We start from the raw sequence: 20,274 nt of genomic DNA on the forward strand, positions 1-20,274 counted from the left end.
CAAGGATAACCTTAATACGTCCCTAGCCGGCAAGTTTTCTCAAGTCGGCAACACTCAGGCAAATCGTGCGGATGCGGTGCAACAGGTTCAAACGGTTGCGGCGCAACAAATCACTTTCTGCATTGATCTGAACCGTCTCAAAAAATGCATCGATCGGTGTGCGCAAATCAGCCATCGCAGACATAGCGGCCGCAAAGTCCTCGGCCTCCATTGCGGGGGCGATTTTAGCATCTGCAGCATCCAACGCGGCGAACAGCGCTTTTTCCTCATCGGAGTCAGCGAACTTAATGTCTGCCCCAAATGAGTACTCAACACCGTCCTTTTCTTCGGCTTGGGACAGGATGTTGTTCGCCCGCTTAAAGCCTTGGATCAAGTTTTCACCGTCGTCCGTTTTGAGGAACGCAGCTAAAGCTTCGGCGCGGTTCACCAGCAAAAGCAAATCGTCGTTGCCCGGCATCGCGAGAGACGCATCAATCACGTCGTGGCTGATGCCCTCATCACGAAGGTAAACCTTCAAACGGTCGTGGAAGAACGCCAATAGCTCAACAGACTTGTCAGGAACGGACTGTTCAAGCGCACCAAAGCCATCAGACAAGACTTTGTCGGCATTGCCCCATACTTCCTTCATAGTGCGATAGGCGGCGCCAAACACGCCGTGCTTGGCGATCAGTTCAACAAGTTCGTTCACTTCGTCGTTGGTAAGGCTGTCTTCGACTTTAACTTTGTGACGAACCAATTGCGCGTCGATGAACCGATCAAGGCTCAGCCGCAGATCGTTATCAAGCACTAATCTGATAACACCAAGCGCCGCGCGGCGCAGGGCGAACGGGTCTTTGGACCCCGTCGGCTTTTCATCGATCGCCCAAAATCCGGTAAGCTTGTCGATTTTCTCAGCCAAAGCGACAGAGACGGACACAGGCGCAGTTGGCACATCATCGGACGGGCCAAGCGGCGAATAGTGATCCTGCGCGGCCGCAGCAATCGCGTCAGACAGGCCCGCCTCTTTGGCGTAATAACGGCCCATGAGCCCCTGAAGGTCAGGAAATTCATAGATCATTTCAGACGACAGGTCCGCCTTGGCAAAACGCGCAGCGGCTGCGGCTTCGGATGCGTCTGCATTTACCAACGGCGCAAAGTCAGCGCTAAGGGCGGCCATACGGTTGACCAATTCAGCGACAGTTCCAAGCTTATTGTGGAACGTCACATTGCCAAGCGCGTTAAGCCATTCAGCCCCACCTGTCTTGGCAATCCGAAGATCGTTTTCCCAAAAGAATTTCGCATCCGACAGACGGGCGAAAAGCACTTTTTGGTTACCTGCCAAAATCGTCTTGCCGTGGTCTTTGGTTTCACGGTTGGCGACCGTCACAAAGCGCACGACTTGGCCTGTCTTATCACGCACAGAGAAAAATTTCTGGTGTTCTTTCATAGAGGCCGTCAGCACCTCAGGCGGCAAGCCCAAGAAGTCGTCCGCGATGGTTCCCATCAACACAACGGGCCATTCAACAAGGCCCGAGACCTCAGCCAACAATCCCTTATCTTCTACCAGTTCCAAACCAGCAGCAAAGGCTTGGTTCGAAGCTTCCGACCAAATCATGTCAGCGCGCTCATCGGCACGCAAAACGACTTTAGCACGCTTTAGCTTTGACTCGTAATCGTCGAAGGACGTTACAGAAAACGCATTCGGAGCCATGAACCGGTGACCTTGAGTTGCATCACCAGATTTGATGCCATCGATATCAAAAGACACAATTTCAGCGCCAGCTTCATCGGTAAGAATGCAGACAATAGAATGCAACGGCCGCACCCATTTCAGAGAGCCACTGCCCCAGCGCATCGATTTGGGCCAAGGGAAGTTTCGGATCGCATCCTCAAGTACTTCGGCAATGATTTCGGCAGCTTTGCGGCCCGGCTTTTCGATTACGGCAAAATAGACTTCGCCCTTACCAGTGTCTCGCGCTTCAAGGGTTTCGCGTGCAATACCGGCACCACGGCAGAACCCTTCGATCGCCTTCTCGGGCGCACCAACTTTGGGGCCTTTGCGTTCTTCGCGCGTGTCAGGGGATTCAGCCGTCAAACCCTCAACCGACAAAGCCAAGCGGCGTGGCGTAGAGAACGCGCCAGCACCTGAATAAGTCAGGCCTGCTTCAACCAGTCCATTCGTCACAAGCCGTTGCAAATCGGACGCGGCTTTTGCCTGCATTCGTGCAGGAATTTCTTCGGAAAACAATTCAATCAGAAGATCAGGCATCAAGTTTCCTCCGCTGAGATTTCAGGAACATCGGGGCAGCCTTCTGGGTTACTCTCTCCGTCGAAAACCGCTTCGCCGCAGGCGTTCAGCTGATGCCAAACAAAGCCGCGCCCGTCCGGAAGAACCGCAACAACACGATCAACGCCAAACGAAATATTCTCTTCGCTCAGAAAGGCAATTGCGGCGCCCTCTTCTAGGGCAAGGCCGATTTCTTGGGCATTAAAACAGTCAAACCAAGGCGGCGCATTCAGCGGCACGGCATCATCAAAGATCACGAATGTTTCGGACAACATTGCCTGACTGTGCGGTGTGTCAAAGCAGGCGCGGAAAGAAATTGCGCCAGACAGGCGAACACCGTCTTCGACAGTATCAATGGCCTTTAGATTATCCAACATAATCGGTTCGGATTCACCGGAAACAACACTAACAAGTTGGATTTCTCCAACCTCAGAGCGGGTGAGTTCAGCGTAGCCGGCATAGACCAGCTGATAATACATCAAGACAGCGGCAATCAAAGCGGACCCCAATATAGCAACGATAGCAAGGCGAGTCGCATTCATGCTGCCCCCCCCGCTGCGGTCTGCACAAAGGCATCCGCGCAAAGTTTCGAAAGTGTACGCACACGACCAATATAGGCCTGACGTTCAGTGACAGAGATCACTCCTCGAGCGTCCAGCAAGTTGAACAAATGGCTGGCCTTGATCGCTTGGTCATAAGCAGGCTGCGCCATAACGATCTTGTGCCCTGTTTTCGGGTCGATCTGTTCATGGCTAAGGATCGCAGCACACTCTTTTTCTGCATCCTCAAAGTGTTTCAGCAGAATTTCTGTGTCCGCGATGTCAAAGTTGAACCGCGAGTATTCCTGTTCTGCTTGTTTGAACACGTCGCCATAGGACAACGGAATCGGTGCATCCGGATCGTTGAATGGCATGTCCATCACGTGATCCACGCCCAAGACGTACATCGCAAGGCGCTCAAGCCCGTAGGTTAGCTCACCAGACACGGGGTGGCAGTCATGACCACCAACCTGTTGAAAATAAGTGAATTGTGACACTTCCATACCATCACACCAGACTTCCCAGCCAAGACCCCAAGCGCCCAATGTCGGGCTTTCCCAGTCGTCTTCGACGAAACGGATGTCGTGCATTTCCATGTCGATGCCGATGGCCTGCAACGATCCAAGGTACAGCGCCTGAAGATCGGGTGGGCTGGGTTTGATCAGCACTTGATACTGATAGTAGTGCTGCAGGCGGTTCGGGTTTTCACCATACCGACCATCTGTCGGGCGGCGGGACGGCTGCACGTAAGCGGCTGCCCATGGCACATTCCCCAAAGATCGCAGGGTCGTGGCCGGGTGAAAGGTCCCCGCGCCCACTTCCATGTCATAGGGTTGCATAATAGCGCACCCCTTAGCGGCCCAATAGGCCTGAAGCCTTAGGATAATCTCCTGAAAACTGCGCGGTGTATCACTCATATCGGCCCTCTTGGCATTATGGCGCTTGCATAGGGGGACGCGCGGTTGGGGTCAATGTTTGCAAATGCCGCTAAATCGGGCCGAATGAGGTTAATTTACCCCCGTTTCATATCACTTTGGACGTGCGCTTTGGCGCTGTGGTGATAAATTGCGCCAAATGTCCGACTCCCTACAGCGGACGACCGTATTTCTAAGGACGCTTACTCAATTATGTTTCGGATTCTCTCAGCACTCGTCGTCAGCCTATTCTTGGCACTGCCCGCGGCAGCACAGCAATCGGTTTGGGTTCAAATCGAAGCACAGCGAACGCTAACCGGCGCGCAAGACGCAGCACGGGGCTATGCGGCGCGCGGTGTCGATGATGTAACAGGATTTGCCCTACCGGGTGGGTGGTACGGAATTGCGTTGGGGCCATATTCCGCTGCTGATGCCGCAAGCCAGCTGCGCAGCTTGCGCGCCTTAGGCTTAATTCCAAGCGACAGCTACACAGTCGATGGCCGACGCTTTCGCACCCAGTTTTGGCCTGTCGGCGTAACGACCTCAACCGACCCAGTTGCGATCCAAACACCGACACAAACAGAACCGGAAAACACGCCCGTCACCACTGCTGACCCTGAACCTGTTGTTGTGCCAGAACCTGACCCGATCCAGACACCGGACGAAACCCTGCGCGAAGCTCAGGCCAGCGAACAAGCCTTGGACCGCGATGAAAAGCGCCTTCTTCAGACCGCGCTTCAGTGGGCCGGTTTTTATAATTCGGCGATTGATGGATCCTATGGGCGCGGGACACGTCAATCCATGCGGGACTGGCAAGAAGCCAAGAACCACGAAGTGACAGGTGTTCTAACAACGAACCAACGTGCTGAATTGCTAAACGATTATAATTCGATCCTTGATGGTATCGGGCTTCAATTGGTCCGTGATGATGCAACTGGTATAGAAATTCAGATCCCAACCGGTGTGGTTGAATTTGCAGAGTATGAACCACCCTTTGCGCGGTTTGATGCCTCTGGTGACCTCAGCGCGCAGGTATTGTTGATCAGCCAACCGGGCGATCAAACACGTATGTTCGGGCTTTATGAAATCCTGCAAACGCTAGCGATCATCCCACCAGAAGGCGACCGCCGCCGCCGCGATCGCGGATTCGAAATCGAAGGCATTGACGAAAACATTCATTCTTACACCTCTGTTGTGCTGGAAAACGGCGAAATCAAAGGTTTCATTTTGGTTTGGCCAGCGGGTGACGATGAACGCCGTCGTCGTATTTTGACCGAAATGCAGGCAAGCTTTGCGACCGTTGATGGTGTCCTTGATCCGGCCATCTCGCGCCCTGACGAAGACCAAGCGATTGATTTGATCGCAGGCCTAGCGGTGCGTAAACCTGTCCGCGATCGGTCTGGCTTTTATATCAATACTGCAGGCGAAGTGCTGACCAGTGTTGAAGCAATCGCCGAATGCACATCAATCACGCTAGGTATGGAACATATCGCGGCTGTCGTTCATCAAGATGATCAACTTGGCTTGGCGGTCTTGCGCCCCACAGATCGCCTTTCGCCGCCAGCGGTTGCGGAATTCCAAACAGGCGTTCCGCGTCTGAACGCGGACATCGCCGTGGCTGGTTTCCCTTATGGTGGCGTTCTGACGACCCCTGCCCTGACGTTTGGCCGATTGGCTGACATTCGCGGCCTGAACGGCGAGGACGAAGTCAAACGCCTGTCTATCTTTGCCCAGCCGGGTGATGTTGGTGGTCCGGTCTTTGACAACGGCGGCGCAGTCTTGGGCATGCTGTTGCCAAAGGTACAGACGAACGGGCAGTCTCTGCCGCCTGAGGTGTCCTTTTCTGTGGATGCCGACCAGATCATCACATCCCTCACGGATGCTGGTCTGGCAGTGCAAACCACCGATTCCCTTGCCTATATGACCCCAGAAGTCCTGACGCTGATGGCCGCTGATATGGCCGTACTGGTCAGCTGCTGGGAAGACTAAACCGCTACGACTGACTTACTGACAAAGGGCTGGCGTCATGCGAATAATCGTCGGCCCTTTTGCGGTGAAGGCCGCGGCAAGTGCGGGGGCGAGTTCGCCTAACGTCTTTGGCTCCACGGCCTCTGCCCCGTAAGCCCGCGCTAGGGCCAGAAAATCCGGATTGCGTTGAATGACCGAGTTTGGCGCGATCTGTGCGGCGATCATGCTGTCCTCAATCGCGCCCAGTTTTCCATTGTCCCACAACAGGATCGCCAAAGGCAGCCCAAGTTCAACAGCCGTCCCAAGTTCTGCAATTGTATATTGGATACCATAGTCCCCGATGATGCAGACCGTTGGTTTGCCCTTACGCGCGACGGCCCCGCCGATTGACGCAGGTAGCGAATAGCCCAAGGTGCCAAAACCGGATGGGTGATGCCAATGACCGGGGTAAGCCATGTCCCAACATTCTTTTGCGGCATAAGCGAATTGGGTCATATCGGAATAGATCATCGCGTCGTCCGGCATGGCATCACGAAGGCTGTCCATGATCGGCAAGATGTTGGGAAACTCTGCGTCGACCTCGGTGCGCCATTTCGCGCGTGTCTTTGCGACATCAGCGGCTGACCAGTCCGACGGCTGGCTGCCCTCCCCCAGTTCGGCCAGCAAAGCATTCACAAAGGACGCGGCATCAGCTCGAATGTTGTAAGATGCATCCGCAAACGTCGTCAGCGCCTCTTGGTTGGTATCCACGCGGATCATCTTGGCGGTGTGGCCCAAGTGTTCGCGCCAGATGTCGACCTCTGCCAGTTGTGACCCAACCACAAGTACAAGGTCCGCCTCAGCGATGACGCGTGCGCTGTCAGGGCGAGTCAAACCCGGTCCGTAGTGCAGGAGGTAATCCAATGGCACAATGCCCCGCCCAGCAAAGGTACAAAACGTCGCCGGATTAACGCGGTCTAGCAGTGGTGTGATGCAGTCCACCGCAAGGTTCTTTGCGCCACCGCCAAATACAAACAATGGCTTTTTTGCTTTGCGCAGCTGTTCCGCAGCAAAGCGCACGTTCTCGGGCGCAGGCGGTTGTCCGGTCTCGCCTCGGAGAGGTGCACCATGTGGTTCGGCCATGCCTTCTAAAGCCGCAATCGGCACATTGATCGTCTTGGGCCGCGGATCACCAAAAGAGAAGTCTGCCAAAGCGCGGTCGATCAACCGATAAGCGGTTTTGGCGTCTTGGGCCGTTTCGGACCAATCGCAGACGGTGGCAGCGGCGCCTTCTTGATCTTTCATCTGATGCAACTGGCCTTTACGCCCCGTCACATCGTCCAAACAACTTGCCAAAGTAAGCACCGAAACACTGTCCGAATAGGCTTGACCAAGCGGTGTCATAATGTTGCACAAACCGGGGCCTGTGATGACATAGCACACACCAAAGCCGCCCGTCGCTCGGGCATAGCCATCGGCCATGAACCCTGCACCCTGTTCGTGGCGCGCTAGAACGTGGGTGATACCCGCCTCTTCGATGCCGCGATACATTTCCTGATTGTGCACGCCCGGAATGCCAAAGATCGTATCAACGCCACGGTCTTTCAACATATGGGAAATCTGTGCGCCCAAGGGCCGCTCAAGGGATTTTGTCATCATGCTCTCCAGAAGTGCCAGCTAATAATCGTGAAGACGGCCATAATCTCGAGCCGGCCCACCAACATTGCAATTGCAAGTATCCATTTTGCAGTATCGTTAAGGCCCGCAAAATTGCCAGCTGGTCCAATTTCGTTTCCGAGCCCCGGCCCCACATTTGCAAGCGCCGTCGCAGCACCTGAGATCGACGTAATAAAGTCGAGGCCTGTGAGAGCAAGCGCAACACCGACAACGCCAATAGCCACCATAAAGGCAACAAAGAACGCCATAACCGAGTTCAAAACGTCTTCACCCACGGGGCGCCCCTGATAGCGAGGCGTAAAGATTCCGCTTGGGCTGTGGATGCGATTGATCTGCGCTTTGATAGAGGTAAACAGCAACTGATAGCGGAAGATTTTCACACTACAGGCCGTTGAACCCGCACAGCCGCCAATCAGGCCGATAAAGAAGAACATCGTGACCGCAAACGGCCCCCATTGCATATAGTCAGCGCTCGCATAGCCTGTACCCGTCAGGATCGAGACAACGTTGAACAGAGATTTACGAAAGGCGGTTTCTGTCATTTCTGCACTGAGAGACCATTGCCAGACCGAGATCAACACGACCAAAATCGCCGCAACGATAAAGAACGTGCGGATTTGGCTGTCTTTCAACATTGGCGTTGCTCCACCACCCGAGATCAGCTGCACGTAGCGCACAAATGGCAACGCGGCCAGCATCATGAAAACGACGCCCGCGTACTCCACCCCGGACCCGAATTGCCCGAACGAGCTGTCGTAGTTGGCAAACCCGCCCGTAGCGATAGTGGTCATCGCGTGGATGATGGCATCAAACGAATTCATGCCCAGCGCCGAATAGGTCACGGCACAGGCTAATGTCAGCCCCACATAAATAACCGAAATACGCGATGAAATCTCAGTCGCGCGTGGTAGGATTTTGCCCATGGTATCAAATCCTTCGCTGCGGAAGATTTGCATACCACCAACACGTAGTTCTGGAAGAAACACCATAGCTACAACAATAATACCAATGCCGCCGAGCCATTGCAGAACGCCGCGCCACAACTTGAGGCCTTCCGGAAGCGTTTCAATGTCACTGATGACCGTCGACCCTGTCGTGGTTAGGCCTGACATGGCCTCAAAGAACCCATCGGTGAAATTCAAGGCCGATCCGCCCAGAACGAATGGAATTGACCCAAACAATGGCAGCGCAAGCCAAACCATCGTCGTCAGCAAGAACGTCTGGCGAATACTAAGGCCTGATGACACACCGTTCTGGCAGGCCAAGGCAACCAGCCCCCCAATCAAGATCGTAATAACCGCGCTTTCAAGGAACACAGGCCAATGGCCATTCCCCGCCATTAGATCCGCCAACAAAGGCGCGAACATGGTGGCCCCAAGAGCCGCGACCAAAAGGCCGATAACATATCCAACAGGACGAACGTCAATCATAGCGCAGGGTTGGCGTGATGGGCATGAATAGTCAAGCGATGGGATGGCGAAGTCTGCAATGCGGAACAACTCTACCGATCGCTGTAGACGCCTGAATGTCAGCTGTTGAGATACCGGTTAACAAATGTAATTTTTGGAAAGGTTTCGGCAAAAGCAAAGCAAGTCATGAAAGCGCTTTATGGCGAAATCATCCGAGAGAGTGAGGGACTAGCTTGGTACCATCGCGCCACGAATTAGGGTGCTTGAGCCCGGACAGGGAGAGTAAAGTGACGCGACGTAGCGCCTAAAAACAGTTAAAAATGAGCCATTTTCGCCTGAGTTCCCCTTTCGCCCAACCGCGACTGGCTTTCTAAGGAGCATGAAAAGAATTTGCTGCTGAACCTCAATGTTTGTGAGTGCCAATTATGATTAAGAAGTATGTAACCGCCGCTTTAATTTGCGCAGCGCCAGTCGCTCAAGCAGCGACGTTGGATCCGCTTGAACTCCTTAGCGGTTTTAACGGCATTGTCCTGAATGACATGACCTCAACAGTTAACCACGTTGAAGGCACGCTTTTTGTTGGTGGCGATCTGGTCGCCAGCTCTGGCTTTTATGCAAATAGTCGTGGTCTCGCTGATGGAACGGTTGGTGACGTTTCGGGCGCGCTAGTTGTAGGTGGCAGCATCACGAACGGTCTTAACGACGGCGGCCAAGGCGATATCGTCGTTGGCGGCGCAGTCACCGGCACTGTTTCTTCTGGTTCGAACGCAAGACTGACGACAGGAACGACCATCGCAGTAAATGATGTTGCGGCAGCGATGACAGAACTGTCCGGCGCTCTCTCGATGTATGACGATACAGCCGGCGCGAGCGTAGATTTCAGCGATCCTAACCTGAAGTCGATCACAAGCGGTGCGGGTGGCACAGATGCATTGGAAGACATTGCCATAATTAACCTTGATGCCGCAGCAACCATGGCGTTTCTTTCCGGTGGCAACTTGGCGAACCTGAACCTCGTCAGCGGTGTGACCACAATTCTAAACCTTGCTGGCGATAACATAACGCTGTCTGGTAATTTCAACCAAGACGACAGCTCCGTGTTGTTCAATTTCTTTGAAGCCTCGGACCTTCAGATCAACAGCACATTCGGATTTTCCGTCCTTTCACCTTTTGCAGACGTGACCTTGGGTTCCGGCGGCATGGACGGCACTTTGGTTGCCTTCAACCTGAATCAACGGGTTGAATTGCGGCCCTATGGAACGACCGGAGTTTTTGACGGGACCCTGCCAGCGGCGCAGGTTTCAGCTGTACCGCTTCCGGCTGCTGCGTGGATGCTACTGGCTGCTCTCGGTGGGCTTGGCTTAATGCGTCGTCGCACCACTTGATCGCACCCTATGCCTTAGGTGGCACGATCCGTCTGCTGCTTTTGCCCTACAAGTTCTAAGATCGGCCCTAGGTCAATGACTTGGGCCATAGGTGCAGCAACGGTCAAACACGGTTCTAAGTGGACCTACGATGCGGTCACACTTTTTCGGGTCGTCCGTCACCCAACATGAAACAACGTTGCGAACAATCGCGGGTCAAGGCTTTCGGCATCAAACGTTTTGCCTTCGGTCAACACGGACACCGCGTCATGGCTGTGTAGGCTTTCTTGATGGCTGGCGATCACGCGATAATCGAGAACGCGCGCGTCCGCATGTAACCCCTCTGCAAACAAGCGTGCGGCATCTTCAACAAAGATCGGGTTGGCGGCGTTGAGTTCTGCAAAGGCCTGTTCGTCTTCGCGCTTCACCATCACTTGGGTTTCCGTCGGAACGGCCACACGGCATAGATCGATCAAGTCCTCGAACCACAGAATTTCACCGTCGGGAGCCATTTCCACTGAAATGCGCGCAACCGAGCGTTGCGAATGCGGCGTCGCGAGTTGGCCACGGAACTGGCGGGCATGTTCGGACAATTCCAGCGAACAAGGGCATGTGCTCGAATAGACGTAGTCAAGATGAACGATCTTTTTGCGTTTGCCTGCGGTTTCGATCAGCTCAAGCGCGATGTCGTAGTATTGATATCCAGCCAGCCCAGAACGCAGTGAATTCACCTTCATCGGAAAGGACATGCGCATCATGATGCGGGCGTCAAAACTCTCGAGGTCAGTCTTATACGCGTCCAGCGCGGCGTCGATGACTTCAAAACTAAACGTTTCTTCCGCGTGTTTGTAGAATGTCCGCATAATGCGGGACATGTTGATGCCTTTCTTTTCCGCCTCAAGGCTAACCGTGCCCGTGACCGAGGTTTCTACAGCCAGATCGGCGCCATCGCGGGTGTGGAACCGGATCGGCAGGCGGAAGTTGGAAATGCCAACATGCTGGATCGCCCGTTTAGCGCCTTTGATCAGGCTGCTTGGGCCATTTTGCAGATCAGGCATCGTTGCGCGATAGATTTCATCGGCTTCGAATTCTTCAGGATAGGCCCGTGCAAGGGCTGGGTAATTGCTCACCTCGCGCCCGGGAACAAGCCGTGACACCAAAGGATCAAGGGCTGCGATTTCCTCATCGGTGACGGTTGACGCCCAATGGCGAAGCCGCTCGAGCGCCTCTGCGGCGTCGTCGTGAGTCAATTCGGTGTCAAAAGACTTGGTGTGTTCCGTCATGTCGGTCCCTTCAGGCGTCGCCCTTAGAACTTCTAAGATGGGTCGTTTTGAGGAATTGTCCACTATACGGCTCCTGAAACTGGTCGCGCAGCGAAGGATGACTGTAAATCGATGGAAACGCCAGACGACTGTGTCAGATCGCGTCTAGCGCTACCATCAGATCGTCGATCAGATCATCTGCGTCTTCTAAGCCCGCAGACAAACGCACCAATCCGCCCGTAATTCCCAACATGTCCTTCTGGTCTTGTGGCAACCGTTGGTGGGTCGTCGTGGCCGGATGGGTCACGATAGACTTTGCATCCGCAAAGTTGTTGGAGATCGTGAACAATTCCAGTGCGTTGAGGAATTTGAAACACGCCTCTTTACCGCCCTTCACCTCAAGCGCCATAACGGTGCCGCCTGTTTCAGCTTGCGCGCGCGCAAGTTCATGTTGCGGGTGCGCTGCGTGGGTCGGGTAGCGGACCGAGTTAAGTTTGGGGTGGCCGTCCAGCGCCTCGGCAATCGCGAGTGTCGTCGCAGATTGCTGATTGACCCGCAGATCAATGGTTTCAAGCCCTTTGAGGTGGGTCCACGCGGTGAACGGGTTCATCGCTCCGCCCGTGTGTTTCATGTAGGCTTCGATGGGACCGCGGATCAGATCCTTGTTGCCCGCAATCAAACCGCCCAACAAACGCCCCTGCCCGTCAGTGTGTTTTGTTGTCGAAACGACAGCCAAGTCAGCACCGCATTTGGCGGCATAAGAATAGATCGGCGTGGCCATGGCATCATCAACAACGACCAAGGCACCAACGGCGTGGGCAGCCTTACAAACATGGGTAAGGTCGACGACTTCGAGCGTCGGGTTTGAGATGCTTTCAAGGAATACCAATGTCGTGTCCGGCCGGATCGCAGCGTCCCAAGCAGCGTTATCGGTGCCATCGACCAAAGTGATTTCAACGCCAAACCGCGCAAGGATATCTTCTAGCACATAAAGGCACGACCCAAACAAGGCGCGCGACGAAACAACGTGATCGCCAGCCTTCAGCAATGCCGTTAACGCACCGGATACGGCGGCCATGCCAGATGTGCAGGCAAATGCATCTTCATACCCAAGAAGATCCGCCATGCGGTCTTCGAACATACGAACGGTCGGGTTGCCGTAACGGGCGTAGATGAATTCATCCTCGCCTAAAGCCTCAAAGCGCGCTTCGGCGGCTTCGGCGGACGGATAAACAAACCCCTGCGTCAGGAAAATCGCTTCACTGACTTCGCCGTAGCTGCTGCGGCGCGTGCCTGCGTGCACGGCCCGTGTGCGTTTCTTCCAAGTATTCTTTTTCTCTGTGCCCATTTGAATTGCCCTCCTACGGCAAACAAAAACCCTGACACCGGTAAAGGTATCAGGGCTGCGCCTGTCCTCTTTAGCGGCATATTTAAAGTGGCCCGCAATCCGGTAACAAATCGCCACTGACGGGGGGATACGCCTGCGACAACCAGTCGTCAACTGCCTTGCGCCCAATCGTGGAACAGGCATTGTGCCAAGAAAAGGAGCCTATGCGATGATTGATCTATATTTTTGGCCAACCCCCAACGGATGGAAAACCACCATCGCCCTCGAAGAGATGGGCCTGCCTTACCGCGTCAACCTGATCGACATCGGTGCAGGTGATCAATTCAAGCCTGATTTCTTGGAGATCGCGCCAAATAATCGGATGCCCGCAATCACCGATCCGGATGGACCGGATGGTGAACCGATCTCGATCTTTGAGAGCGGCGCCATCTTGCAGTACCTTGCCCGCAAGACCGGTCAATTCGGCGGCCCAACTGAACGCGACCGTATCGCGGTGGATCAGTGGTTGATGTGGCAGATGGGTGGGCTTGGCCCCATGGCAGGTCAAGCGCATCACTTCTTGAAATACGCGCCGAACATGACACCGCCCAATGATATTCCTTACGCCAAAGACAGGTATCGCAATGAAACGGCGCGGCTCTACGGGGTTCTGGATCGCCAGTTGGCGAAACACGAATATGTGGCCGGCGATTTCTATTCCATCGCGGATATGTCGATTTGGGGGTGGGCATCTCTTTGGGAAGGCCAGCAGCAAACGCTTGACGACAAACCCCATATGAAACGGTGGTTGGAAACTGTATCCGCGCGTCCTGCTGTGATTGCAGGCCGCGCCGTTGCCGCTGAAAAACGCGGTGATTACAAACCAGATAAAGCGGCCCAAGATACGCTTTTCAAACCACGCAGCTAACTAAATATTAACGAATAAGCACGACCATGGAACGGTGAGTTCAGGAGTGGCCGATGTCAGAACGTGATAAAAGATACCCAACCAAGTATCCTGTCGTGCTTCGCAAAGGGCCCGAAATGTTTGCAGCCACCTTGTGCAATATCAGCCAAGGGGGTGGCTGTGTCCTTGGCGCGCCAGCTGTAAAAAAGGGTGATACATTTGTTCTTGATTACGGATCAGGTCAGACCCGTGCGACAGCTATGTGGACCATGGCACGCATGACAGGTCTAAAATTTGAAAACCGCTTGTCTCGTGAAGGCCTCAACTCGATCCGTGTTCTGACGGCCCCCGCTTAGGTTTCTTCAGCCTCGGGTTCGATCACGTATTGCTGTAGAGTCACAATCTGCGCCCAAAGATACAAGAACAATGCCAGCGGAAAGCCGAAGGTTTCGATCTTAACCCATGCATCAGTCGACATGGTTCGCCAGATAATTTCGTTGGCAATTGCCAATACGGCAAAACCTATCGCCAGACGCTTGGTCAGCTTCATCCACCCTTCGTCTTCCATCGGCAGTACTTCACCCATCACGTATTTCAACAGGCTTTTGCCGCGCAACAGACCTGCGCCAAGGATCACAGCGAACAATCCATTTACGATGCTGGTTTTCATTTTGAAGAAACGCTCGTCGTTGAACCACGCCGTGAGCGCACCAAAAAAGATAACCATAAAGGCGGTAAACACCTGAATTCTGCTCAGTTTTCCTGTGAGGAACCATAGAATTCCCATCGCGGCCAAAAGAATTGGCACAAAGATGATCGTCGCGACAATGAAACCAGAATACTCGGTTCCGGCGAATGTATAGACCTCATCCTTGATCCGCAGATACAACAGGAAGAACACAATCGTTGGCCCAAGTTCGAGGACTTGTTTCAACACGGGGTTTATCTTTTTCTCACTCATGTGCCCCACTTAACCCCCAACTTGGACCATTACAGCCCCCAAAGCGATTAAACCCATCAAGATTAAGCGACGTGGCCCAACAGTTTCGCCCAAAACGAACCAACCAATCAGGGCAGCAAAGACCGTTGATGTTTCCCTTAGCACCGCTGCTTCGCCAACGCCGCCAAGACGGGTCGCAAGCATCACCCCGCCAAAACTGACCCAAGCGATCATGGCGCCGGCCATTCCGCGACGGATCAAAGAACCTATACCACCTGGCGCGCCCGTGCGGCGATATCGAAAGGCCGCCAGAATAGGAAAATCCAGTGCGGTCAGAAAGAAAAACCAAGCCAAAAATGTAAAGGGATCCGGGCTTTGACGGATACCGTAGGCATCCCAAACCGTATAGATCGCAACCAGGATTCCGCCAGCAAAGGCCCAAAGCAACCCGATTTTCAGCCCACGCAGATCAACCTGTTCAGCAGACATATTACGCAGTGCTAGCATCATCATTGCGGCAGACAATAGCACGACACCGGCCCATTGCAGCGGTGCGAAATGCTCATGAAACAATAAGCTCGCGCCGATCACCGTCACCAGTGGCCCCGTGCCACGGATAACCGGATAGACGACCGTATAGGCCGCCCGTTCATATGCCAGCGCGACCGTCATTTTGTAAGCAAAGTGAACTACCATCGCACCAAGCAACATCACGAAGGTTGGGCCATTCGGCCAAGGGACCATGAACAAAGCAACAGGCGCGGAAATGACAATCAAAGACGCATCAATTGACCCACGCATAAGCCACGGATCATGGCGTCCTTTTTGCAGCGCCCCGAACACAGCGTGAGCCAGAGCCGACATCAACGCCAAAGCCGTTGCCCATGCCGCCCCTGCAGGCGTACCGGAAAGATTGATAATCCAATCTGACATCGCGCTTAATCGGCGTTTTGAGCGTCAGGGCTCCAATTGGCAGACACTGTCAGTCCGTGAAACAGGATTTCCATCGGGTTTTGCGTCGCGCTGCCGCTTTCGTCCATTATGTCAGTTGCCATCGTTGCCATCGACATCACGACTTGCATCAAGCCCAAACCAGCCTCTGAGTCCACAGACACTTCAAGGGTGCCAATTGGTTTGGGCAGATCGCTTGCGAAGGCCGTCAATTCCGCACGCGATGCATCATCAACGACGCCGTCTGGCAAGGATGACAGCGTATCAAAGGCCGCATCGAATTGAGCTTGAGGATCTCCGCGCATTTCAACCGAGACACCAAACCCAAATGGGTTTTCATGGGTCCCATCCAACGTCAGGGTCATCAATCCAGCCTTGAACGCGGCTGATCCCATGGAAACTTGCATCATTGACGACGACGACAAGAAGACCCGTTCAAACACGCCTGAAACGGCCAAACTATCGCCTGCACCGTTTTCCATAACGGCGCGTTCAACGACTATCATCCCAGCCTCGGGGATTTGGCGCAATGTCGCTTCTATATCGACAGGTGGGCGGGTTGTTTCACCGCCGCCTTGCATCTCATCAGGACGCACATCAAATACACGCACTTCAACACCAAGCGGAGGTATCCCCCCGTTTGTCCAACGAATGCTTTCGTCCAAACGCCATTCGATTGAGCTGAAGTTCAGGTGGTCGGTCGCGTTTGTGACTGTAAACTCGCACCATCCTTGCGGCGTGGTTCGAATGGTCCGGATTGCATCTTGTATGGCCGCGTTTTTTGTCTCGCTCTGGTACGAGACAAGATCAAAAACCCTTTGCACGCCATCCTGACAATCACTGCGTGACATCCTGTCAAACGCCGCTGCAGGCAAAGCGGTAAAAGCAATAAGCGCAGCTGGTACAAGGTGTCTCATGACTAATCTCCCGTTGGGGTCCAAGTAACAAACAGGTCCACGCCTTCTAGGCCGAGGTCGATAATCTGCTGCTGTGTAGGCTCCCCGCCCAGCAAAGCAAGCGGCGCCATGCGCGCTGCCCCGATCGGTGGGTCCGCATCCAATTGGAACCGCAAGGTTCCGCGCGGTTGAGGCAATGCGTGAATGAATTCCACAAGGGCCTGTTCACTGGCATCCGGCAAGACCGTATCAGGGATTTCAGCAAGGAACTCACCTGCTTGGGTTTTGAGAGAAGCGACCTGCCTTTCTGGTGACGGGCCGTCACTGTCCAACAAAGCCGCACCAAGCGCCATGGCGGCAAATGTTTCGAACCAGCCGTCGAAATCGCTGGTTATCAAAAGGTCACTTAGGCCCATCGAACCAACACTCGCCTGAATTGTTTGGGAATCAGTCAGATCGATATTGTCGATCCGTGCCGAAGCTTCGATCCGGTTTCCTTCATAGATGTCGACATACAGGTCCTCGATCATGAGAGTGTTTTGCACGCCGTCCCAACGCACCAAAAATCCGAACCCGGATTCAGCGACACTCGTTTGCAGCCCGATAAGATAATCCATAACCGCGTCGCCGGTCTGCGGGACGACAGCGAACCCTTCGCCAACCATTTCGATCGACCGCGGAGGCAGCCCATCATCGAGCAACCGCTCGATACCGCCAGCGCGCCACCGCAACGTGTCGATACGAACGCTTTGCCTTGGGTCTGTCTTTAAAATCAGATCTTGGACCGCGCACCATCCTTCGTCGTCTGCTTCAGCATGAACGCCGCTGACAGGAAGGCCGAGCAATGTTTCAACGGCTTCGACCGACAGAAGGCATTCTTCTGAAGACATGCGTTCTTGGGCATAGGTCGGCGTGCTGAACGCAAGAAGTCCGACTAAAAAGAGCTGTTTCATCGGTCAAGTCCAGTCAAAGCTGCGGCAAATTCTTCAGGATCAAACGGGGCGAGGTCGTCAATCTGTTCACCCACGCCGATCGCATGGATCGGCAGGCCGAACTTATCAGCCAAAGCGACCAAGACGCCGCCCTTCGCGGTCCCGTCCAGTTTTGTCATCACCAAGCCACTGACGTCGGCCAGCTCTTGGAACGTTTTTACTTGGCTCAAGGCATTTTGACCCGTGGTCGCATCAAGCACGAGCAAAGTATTGTGGGGTGCGTCGGGGTCTTTTTTGCGGATGACGCGTACGATTTTTGACAGTTCTTCCATCAGGTCGGCACGGTTTTGCAATCGTCCAGCTGTATCGATCATCAACAGATCGGCCCCGTCTTGAGCTGCCTGTTCCATGGCATCATAGGCCAGTGACGCGGGGTCGCTGCCTTCGGGCGCCGTAAGAACCGGAACGCCAGCGCGTTCACCCCACACCTGCAATTGTTCCACTGCGGCCGCGCGGAATGTGTCGCCCGCTGCAATGACAACCTTTTTGCCAGCAGCCTGAAACTGGCTGGCGAGCTTACCGATGGTCGTCGTCTTCCCTGACCCGTTCACGCCCACAACCAAAACCACCTGCGGCTTGGTCGGGTAGAGCGGCATAGGGCGCGCTACTGGTTCCATGATACGGGCAACTTCGGACGCCAATAGCTCTTTGATTTCTTGTGTAGAAAGCCTCTTTCCGAAACGACCTTCGGCCATATTCGCGGTGACACGAAGCGCGGTATCGACACCCATGTCGGCGGTGATCAGAAGCTCTTCGAGCTGTTCCAACATGTCGTCATCGAGTTCGCGACGCACGACGGTCTTCTTTTCACCTCTCCCCAGAAGGCGCCCAATAAGACCGGGTTTAGCTGCTGCCTCTTGGGCCTTTCGGTCTTCTTCAAGTTTGGCATTTTCAGCCTCGCGAATTTCTGCTGCTTTGCGCGCCACTTCTGCTTGCCGCGCAGCTTCGGCGACGCGGGCTTCTTCAGCCTCTCGGGCTTCGTCTGCCAAACGTGCCTCTTGCGCCAGCTTGGCTTCTGCGGCCTGTTGCGCCTCTTCGGCGCGGCGCGCTTCTTCAGCAGCTTGCGCTTCCTGCGCTTGTTTCGCTTCGAGGGCTACTCGTTCAGCTTCGGCGACGCGCTCGGCAGCCTGACGTTCTGCTTCAGCAGCCGCAGCTTGGGCTTCGGCCTTTGCTGCGGCTTCGCTTTCGGCCGCTAACTGTTCTGCACGGCGGGCTTGTTCTTCTCGAGCTTTTTGGGCTTCTGCTTCGGCCTCGGCGGCTGCGGCAGCACTTTCGGCGGCTAGTCGGTCTTGCTCGACCTGTGCTTCTCGGGCTGCGTCAGCTTCGCGTTTTAGCTCTTCTTGCTTTGCTGCTTCTACGCGGCGGGCTTCGTCGGCATCGGCCTGTGCTTGCAATGCGGCTTGCGCCTCAGCTGCGGCTTGTGCTTCTGCCGCTGCCGCCTCTGCTGCGGCAACCGCTTTTGCTTCTGCTTCGGCCGCCGCAATTGCTTCGGCTTCGGCACGTTCTACCGCATCATTATCAACGGTCTCTAGATCGGTTTCGACGTTCTCCTCGACGCCTCCATCGCTGACAATGGCATCCAATCCATCCTCAATTTTGGATGAGGATTTGAACAATCGATCTTTGAGCTTTTTAAAAAACGCCATTCAGGGCTCCGCTAAAGGTTTTGTAATACCTAATGGCCTAATAAGGCAGGTGAAACCCACGGTGCACAATTATTCCACTTCTTGCACGTTTGTCGGGGCCTTCCACCGTACAAAAACCACAATCAATAGGTTAACCTGAAGCCCAATAAAGGTTAACGCCTTGACCACCCAACCTGCAGGATCAGAATTTTGCGAAATCCAATGCCAATATTCACTGCCGTTACTCTCACCGCGCCAGCCTTGGTCGCTGCGGGTGCGATATGGGGCGGTGTTTGGGCCTTGGCTGGGCTGATTTGGATGACCCTTCTGACCGCGTTTTTGGATCGGTTAATTACGGCGACACTGCCAACCGTCGAGGGGGATGAATTTCCAGCGGCGGACCGCCTCTCGATTGCGCTTGCGATAGTGCACTTTGCACTTTGGGTCTTGGTCATTGCTGCATTGTCCGGTTGGACGGCTCTTGTCCTTTGGGAAAAGCTTGCTGTTTTCCAAGGTGCGGCGCTCTTTATGGGGCAAGTGAGCAATTCGAATGCACATGAATTGATCCATCGACCGGGCCGTTGGCTGCGCCGTGCAGGCCGTTGGATCTACATCTCAATCCTTTTTGGCCATCATTTGTCCGCCCATACGCTGGTCCATCATGTTCACGTAGGAACCCCTTCAGACCCAAACACAGCGCGTTTGGGCGAAGGATTTTACCGGTTCTTACCCCGCGCCTGGATCGGAAGTTTCAAAGAAGGACTGCGCGCCGAAAACAAACGGTTCCCGCGATTGGGTCGGCCTTGGTACCGCCACCCCTATGTTGCCTATGTTGGAGGTGCAGTTGGTTTCGTGGTTTTGGCGGCCCTCATAGGTGGACTGAAAGGCGTGCTCGCGGCAATCCTTCTGGCATCCTTTTCACAGACACAGTTGATGCTTTCAGATTACGTGCAGCACTACGGACTGTCGCGACGCATTATGTCAAACGGTAAGCCTGAGCCCGTAAATGCGCGTCATTCTTGGAACGCGCCTCAGCCAATGTCATCGGCTTTGATGCTGAATGCACCACGCCATTCCGATCACCACGCGAATCCAGTTCGCCCTTATCCGACCCTAAGGCTGGATGAAAACATGCCGATGCTACCGAGATCTTTGCCAGTGATGGCCACGCTTGCGCTTTTCCCACGCTATTGGCGTCGGGTCATGGACCCGCGCACCAAAGAATGGCAGGCCCCCGCCGGCTAAGCAGCATGCGATA

At 54.5% G+C, this 20,274-nt stretch carries 17 protein-coding genes and 1 riboswitch; of the genes, 5 read left to right on the plus strand and 12 right to left on the minus strand.

From position 1 onward, the window contains the following. Window positions 1–22 precede the first annotated feature (22 nt). From glyS to L0666_RS05805, 3 genes are read right to left on the minus strand one after another with little or no spacing between them, the layout of a single operon-like run. On the minus strand, window positions 23–2,248 hold the full coding sequence (gene glyS, locus L0666_RS05795; protein ID WP_235259366.1) for a glycine--tRNA ligase subunit beta: 2,226 nt from the start codon (window positions 2,246–2,248) through the stop codon (window positions 23–25). Further along, on the minus strand, window positions 2,248–2,808 hold the full coding sequence (locus tag L0666_RS05800; protein WP_235259367.1) for a DUF6446 family protein: 561 nt from the start codon (window positions 2,806–2,808) through the stop codon (window positions 2,248–2,250). Before L0666_RS05800 ends, glyS begins: the two co-directional genes overlap by 1 nt. Beyond that, the gene (locus L0666_RS05805) at window positions 2,805–3,722 is read right to left on the minus strand and encodes a glycine--tRNA ligase subunit alpha (protein ID WP_216036371.1); all 918 of its coding nucleotides are present in this window, start codon (window positions 3,720–3,722) and stop codon (window positions 2,805–2,807) included. Before L0666_RS05805 ends, L0666_RS05800 begins: the two co-directional genes overlap by 4 nt. A 210-nt stretch (window positions 3,723–3,932) precedes the next feature. Between L0666_RS05805 and L0666_RS05810 the strand changes: the two genes are divergently transcribed. Continuing rightward, the gene (locus tag L0666_RS05810; RefSeq protein ID WP_235259368.1) at window positions 3,933–5,708 is read left to right on the plus strand and encodes a trypsin-like peptidase domain-containing protein; all 1,776 of its coding nucleotides are present in this window, start codon (window positions 3,933–3,935) and stop codon (window positions 5,706–5,708) included. Window positions 5,709–5,723: 15 nt separating this feature from the next. On the opposite strand, the gene L0666_RS05815 is transcribed toward L0666_RS05810, so the two are convergent. Both L0666_RS05815 and L0666_RS05820 read right to left on the minus strand, forming a co-directional pair. Beyond that, window positions 5,724–7,322: a thiamine pyrophosphate-binding protein gene (locus L0666_RS05815; protein ID WP_235259369.1), complete on the minus strand. Its 1,599-nt coding sequence runs from the start codon at window positions 7,320–7,322 to the stop codon at window positions 5,724–5,726. After that, window positions 7,322–8,773 carry a TrkH family potassium uptake protein gene (locus tag L0666_RS05820; protein ID WP_235259370.1) on the minus strand — a complete coding sequence of 484 codons (1,452 nt, stop codon included), beginning with the start codon at window positions 8,771–8,773 and terminating at the stop codon, window positions 7,322–7,324. Before L0666_RS05820 ends, L0666_RS05815 begins: the two co-directional genes overlap by 1 nt. 404 nt (window positions 8,774–9,177) lie before the next feature. On the opposite strand from L0666_RS05820, the gene L0666_RS05825 reads away from it, so the two are divergent. Then, window positions 9,178–10,137, plus strand: a complete 960-nt coding sequence (locus L0666_RS05825) for a collagen-binding domain-containing protein (RefSeq protein ID WP_235259371.1) — start codon at window positions 9,178–9,180, stop codon at window positions 10,135–10,137. Between the two features lie 158 nt (window positions 10,138–10,295). On the opposite strand, the gene folE2 is transcribed toward L0666_RS05825, so the two are convergent. Next, window positions 10,296–11,399: a GTP cyclohydrolase FolE2 gene (folE2, locus tag L0666_RS05830; protein WP_235259372.1), complete on the minus strand. Its 1,104-nt coding sequence runs from the start codon at window positions 11,397–11,399 to the stop codon at window positions 10,296–10,298. Between the two features lie 133 nt (window positions 11,400–11,532). Continuing rightward, window positions 11,533–12,726 carry an aminotransferase class V-fold PLP-dependent enzyme gene (locus L0666_RS05835; protein WP_235259373.1) on the minus strand — a complete coding sequence of 398 codons (1,194 nt, stop codon included), beginning with the start codon at window positions 12,724–12,726 and terminating at the stop codon, window positions 11,533–11,535. A 49-nt stretch (window positions 12,727–12,775) separates the two neighbouring features. Next, window positions 12,776–12,853: riboswitch (SAM riboswitch) on the minus strand. Between the two features lie 81 nt (window positions 12,854–12,934). Here L0666_RS05835 and L0666_RS05840 point away from each other — a divergent pair. Both L0666_RS05840 and L0666_RS05845 read left to right on the plus strand, forming a co-directional pair. Beyond that, window positions 12,935–13,633 carry a glutathione S-transferase N-terminal domain-containing protein gene (locus L0666_RS05840; protein WP_235259374.1) on the plus strand — a complete coding sequence of 233 codons (699 nt, stop codon included), beginning with the start codon at window positions 12,935–12,937 and terminating at the stop codon, window positions 13,631–13,633. A gap of 53 nt (window positions 13,634–13,686) precedes the next feature. Further along, window positions 13,687–13,968, plus strand: a complete 282-nt coding sequence (locus L0666_RS05845; RefSeq protein WP_235259375.1) for a PilZ domain-containing protein — start codon at window positions 13,687–13,689, stop codon at window positions 13,966–13,968. Here L0666_RS05845 and L0666_RS05850 read toward each other — a convergent pair. From L0666_RS05850 to ftsY, 5 genes are read right to left on the minus strand one after another with little or no spacing between them, the layout of a single operon-like run. Further along, window positions 13,965–14,573: an inner membrane-spanning protein YciB gene (locus L0666_RS05850; RefSeq protein WP_235259376.1), complete on the minus strand. Its 609-nt coding sequence runs from the start codon at window positions 14,571–14,573 to the stop codon at window positions 13,965–13,967. The two genes, L0666_RS05845 and L0666_RS05850, sit on opposite strands and share 4 nt — an antisense overlap. A 9-nt stretch (window positions 14,574–14,582) precedes the next feature. Then, window positions 14,583–15,485, minus strand: coding sequence for a DMT family transporter (locus tag L0666_RS05855; RefSeq protein WP_235259377.1), 903 nt, complete (start codon window positions 15,483–15,485; stop codon window positions 14,583–14,585). A 5-nt stretch (window positions 15,486–15,490) separates the two neighbouring features. Then, window positions 15,491–16,420 carry a hypothetical protein gene (locus tag L0666_RS05860; RefSeq protein ID WP_235259378.1) on the minus strand — a complete coding sequence of 310 codons (930 nt, stop codon included), beginning with the start codon at window positions 16,418–16,420 and terminating at the stop codon, window positions 15,491–15,493. A gap of 2 nt (window positions 16,421–16,422) precedes the next feature. After that, a complete protein-coding gene (locus tag L0666_RS05865; RefSeq protein WP_235259379.1) occupies window positions 16,423–17,352 on the minus strand; it encodes a hypothetical protein in 930 nt (309 codons plus the stop codon). Beyond that, a complete protein-coding gene (gene ftsY / locus L0666_RS05870) occupies window positions 17,349–19,037 on the minus strand; it encodes a signal recognition particle-docking protein FtsY (RefSeq protein WP_235259380.1) in 1,689 nt (562 codons plus the stop codon). Before ftsY ends, L0666_RS05865 begins: the two co-directional genes overlap by 4 nt. A 201-nt stretch (window positions 19,038–19,238) precedes the next feature. On the opposite strand from ftsY, the gene L0666_RS05875 reads away from it, so the two are divergent. Beyond that, entirely contained in the window at window positions 19,239–20,261 is a 1,023-nt protein-coding gene (locus L0666_RS05875) for an alkane 1-monooxygenase (protein WP_235259381.1), read from the plus strand. Window positions 20,262–20,274: the final 13 nt, after the last annotated feature.

The organism is Octadecabacter algicola, assembly GCF_021532625.1.
Classification (GTDB): Bacteria; Pseudomonadota; Alphaproteobacteria; order Rhodobacterales; family Rhodobacteraceae; genus Octadecabacter; species Octadecabacter algicola.

Coding starts and splice junctions, on each gene's coding strand:
- L0666_RS05860 (WP_235259378.1), bottom strand. CDS start 16,420: ATGAGACACCTTGTACCAGCTGCGCTTATTGCTTTTACCGCTTTGCCT.
- L0666_RS05875 (WP_235259381.1), top strand. CDS start 19,239: ATGCCAATATTCACTGCCGTTACTCTCACCGCGCCAGCCTTGGTCGCT.
- L0666_RS05835 (WP_235259373.1), bottom strand. CDS start 12,726: ATGGGCACAGAGAAAAAGAATACTTGGAAGAAACGCACACGGGCCGTG.
- L0666_RS05805 (WP_216036371.1), bottom strand. CDS start 3,722: ATGAGTGATACACCGCGCAGTTTTCAGGAGATTATCCTAAGGCTTCAG.
- ftsY (WP_235259380.1), bottom strand. CDS start 19,037: ATGGCGTTTTTTAAAAAGCTCAAAGATCGATTGTTCAAATCCTCATCC.
- L0666_RS05815 (WP_235259369.1), bottom strand. CDS start 7,322: ATGACAAAATCCCTTGAGCGGCCCTTGGGCGCACAGATTTCCCATATG.
- L0666_RS05825 (WP_235259371.1), top strand. CDS start 9,178: ATGATTAAGAAGTATGTAACCGCCGCTTTAATTTGCGCAGCGCCAGTC.
- L0666_RS05810 (WP_235259368.1), top strand. CDS start 3,933: ATGTTTCGGATTCTCTCAGCACTCGTCGTCAGCCTATTCTTGGCACTG.
- L0666_RS05840 (WP_235259374.1), top strand. CDS start 12,935: ATGATTGATCTATATTTTTGGCCAACCCCCAACGGATGGAAAACCACC.
- L0666_RS05820 (WP_235259370.1), bottom strand. CDS start 8,773: ATGATTGACGTTCGTCCTGTTGGATATGTTATCGGCCTTTTGGTCGCG.
- L0666_RS05855 (WP_235259377.1), bottom strand. CDS start 15,485: ATGTCAGATTGGATTATCAATCTTTCCGGTACGCCTGCAGGGGCGGCA.
- L0666_RS05850 (WP_235259376.1), bottom strand. CDS start 14,573: ATGAGTGAGAAAAAGATAAACCCCGTGTTGAAACAAGTCCTCGAACTT.
- L0666_RS05865 (WP_235259379.1), bottom strand. CDS start 17,352: ATGAAACAGCTCTTTTTAGTCGGACTTCTTGCGTTCAGCACGCCGACC.
- L0666_RS05800 (WP_235259367.1), bottom strand. CDS start 2,808: ATGAATGCGACTCGCCTTGCTATCGTTGCTATATTGGGGTCCGCTTTG.
- glyS (WP_235259366.1), bottom strand. CDS start 2,248: ATGCCTGATCTTCTGATTGAATTGTTTTCCGAAGAAATTCCTGCACGA.
- folE2 (WP_235259372.1), bottom strand. CDS start 11,399: ATGACGGAACACACCAAGTCTTTTGACACCGAATTGACTCACGACGAC.
- L0666_RS05845 (WP_235259375.1), top strand. CDS start 13,687: ATGTCAGAACGTGATAAAAGATACCCAACCAAGTATCCTGTCGTGCTT.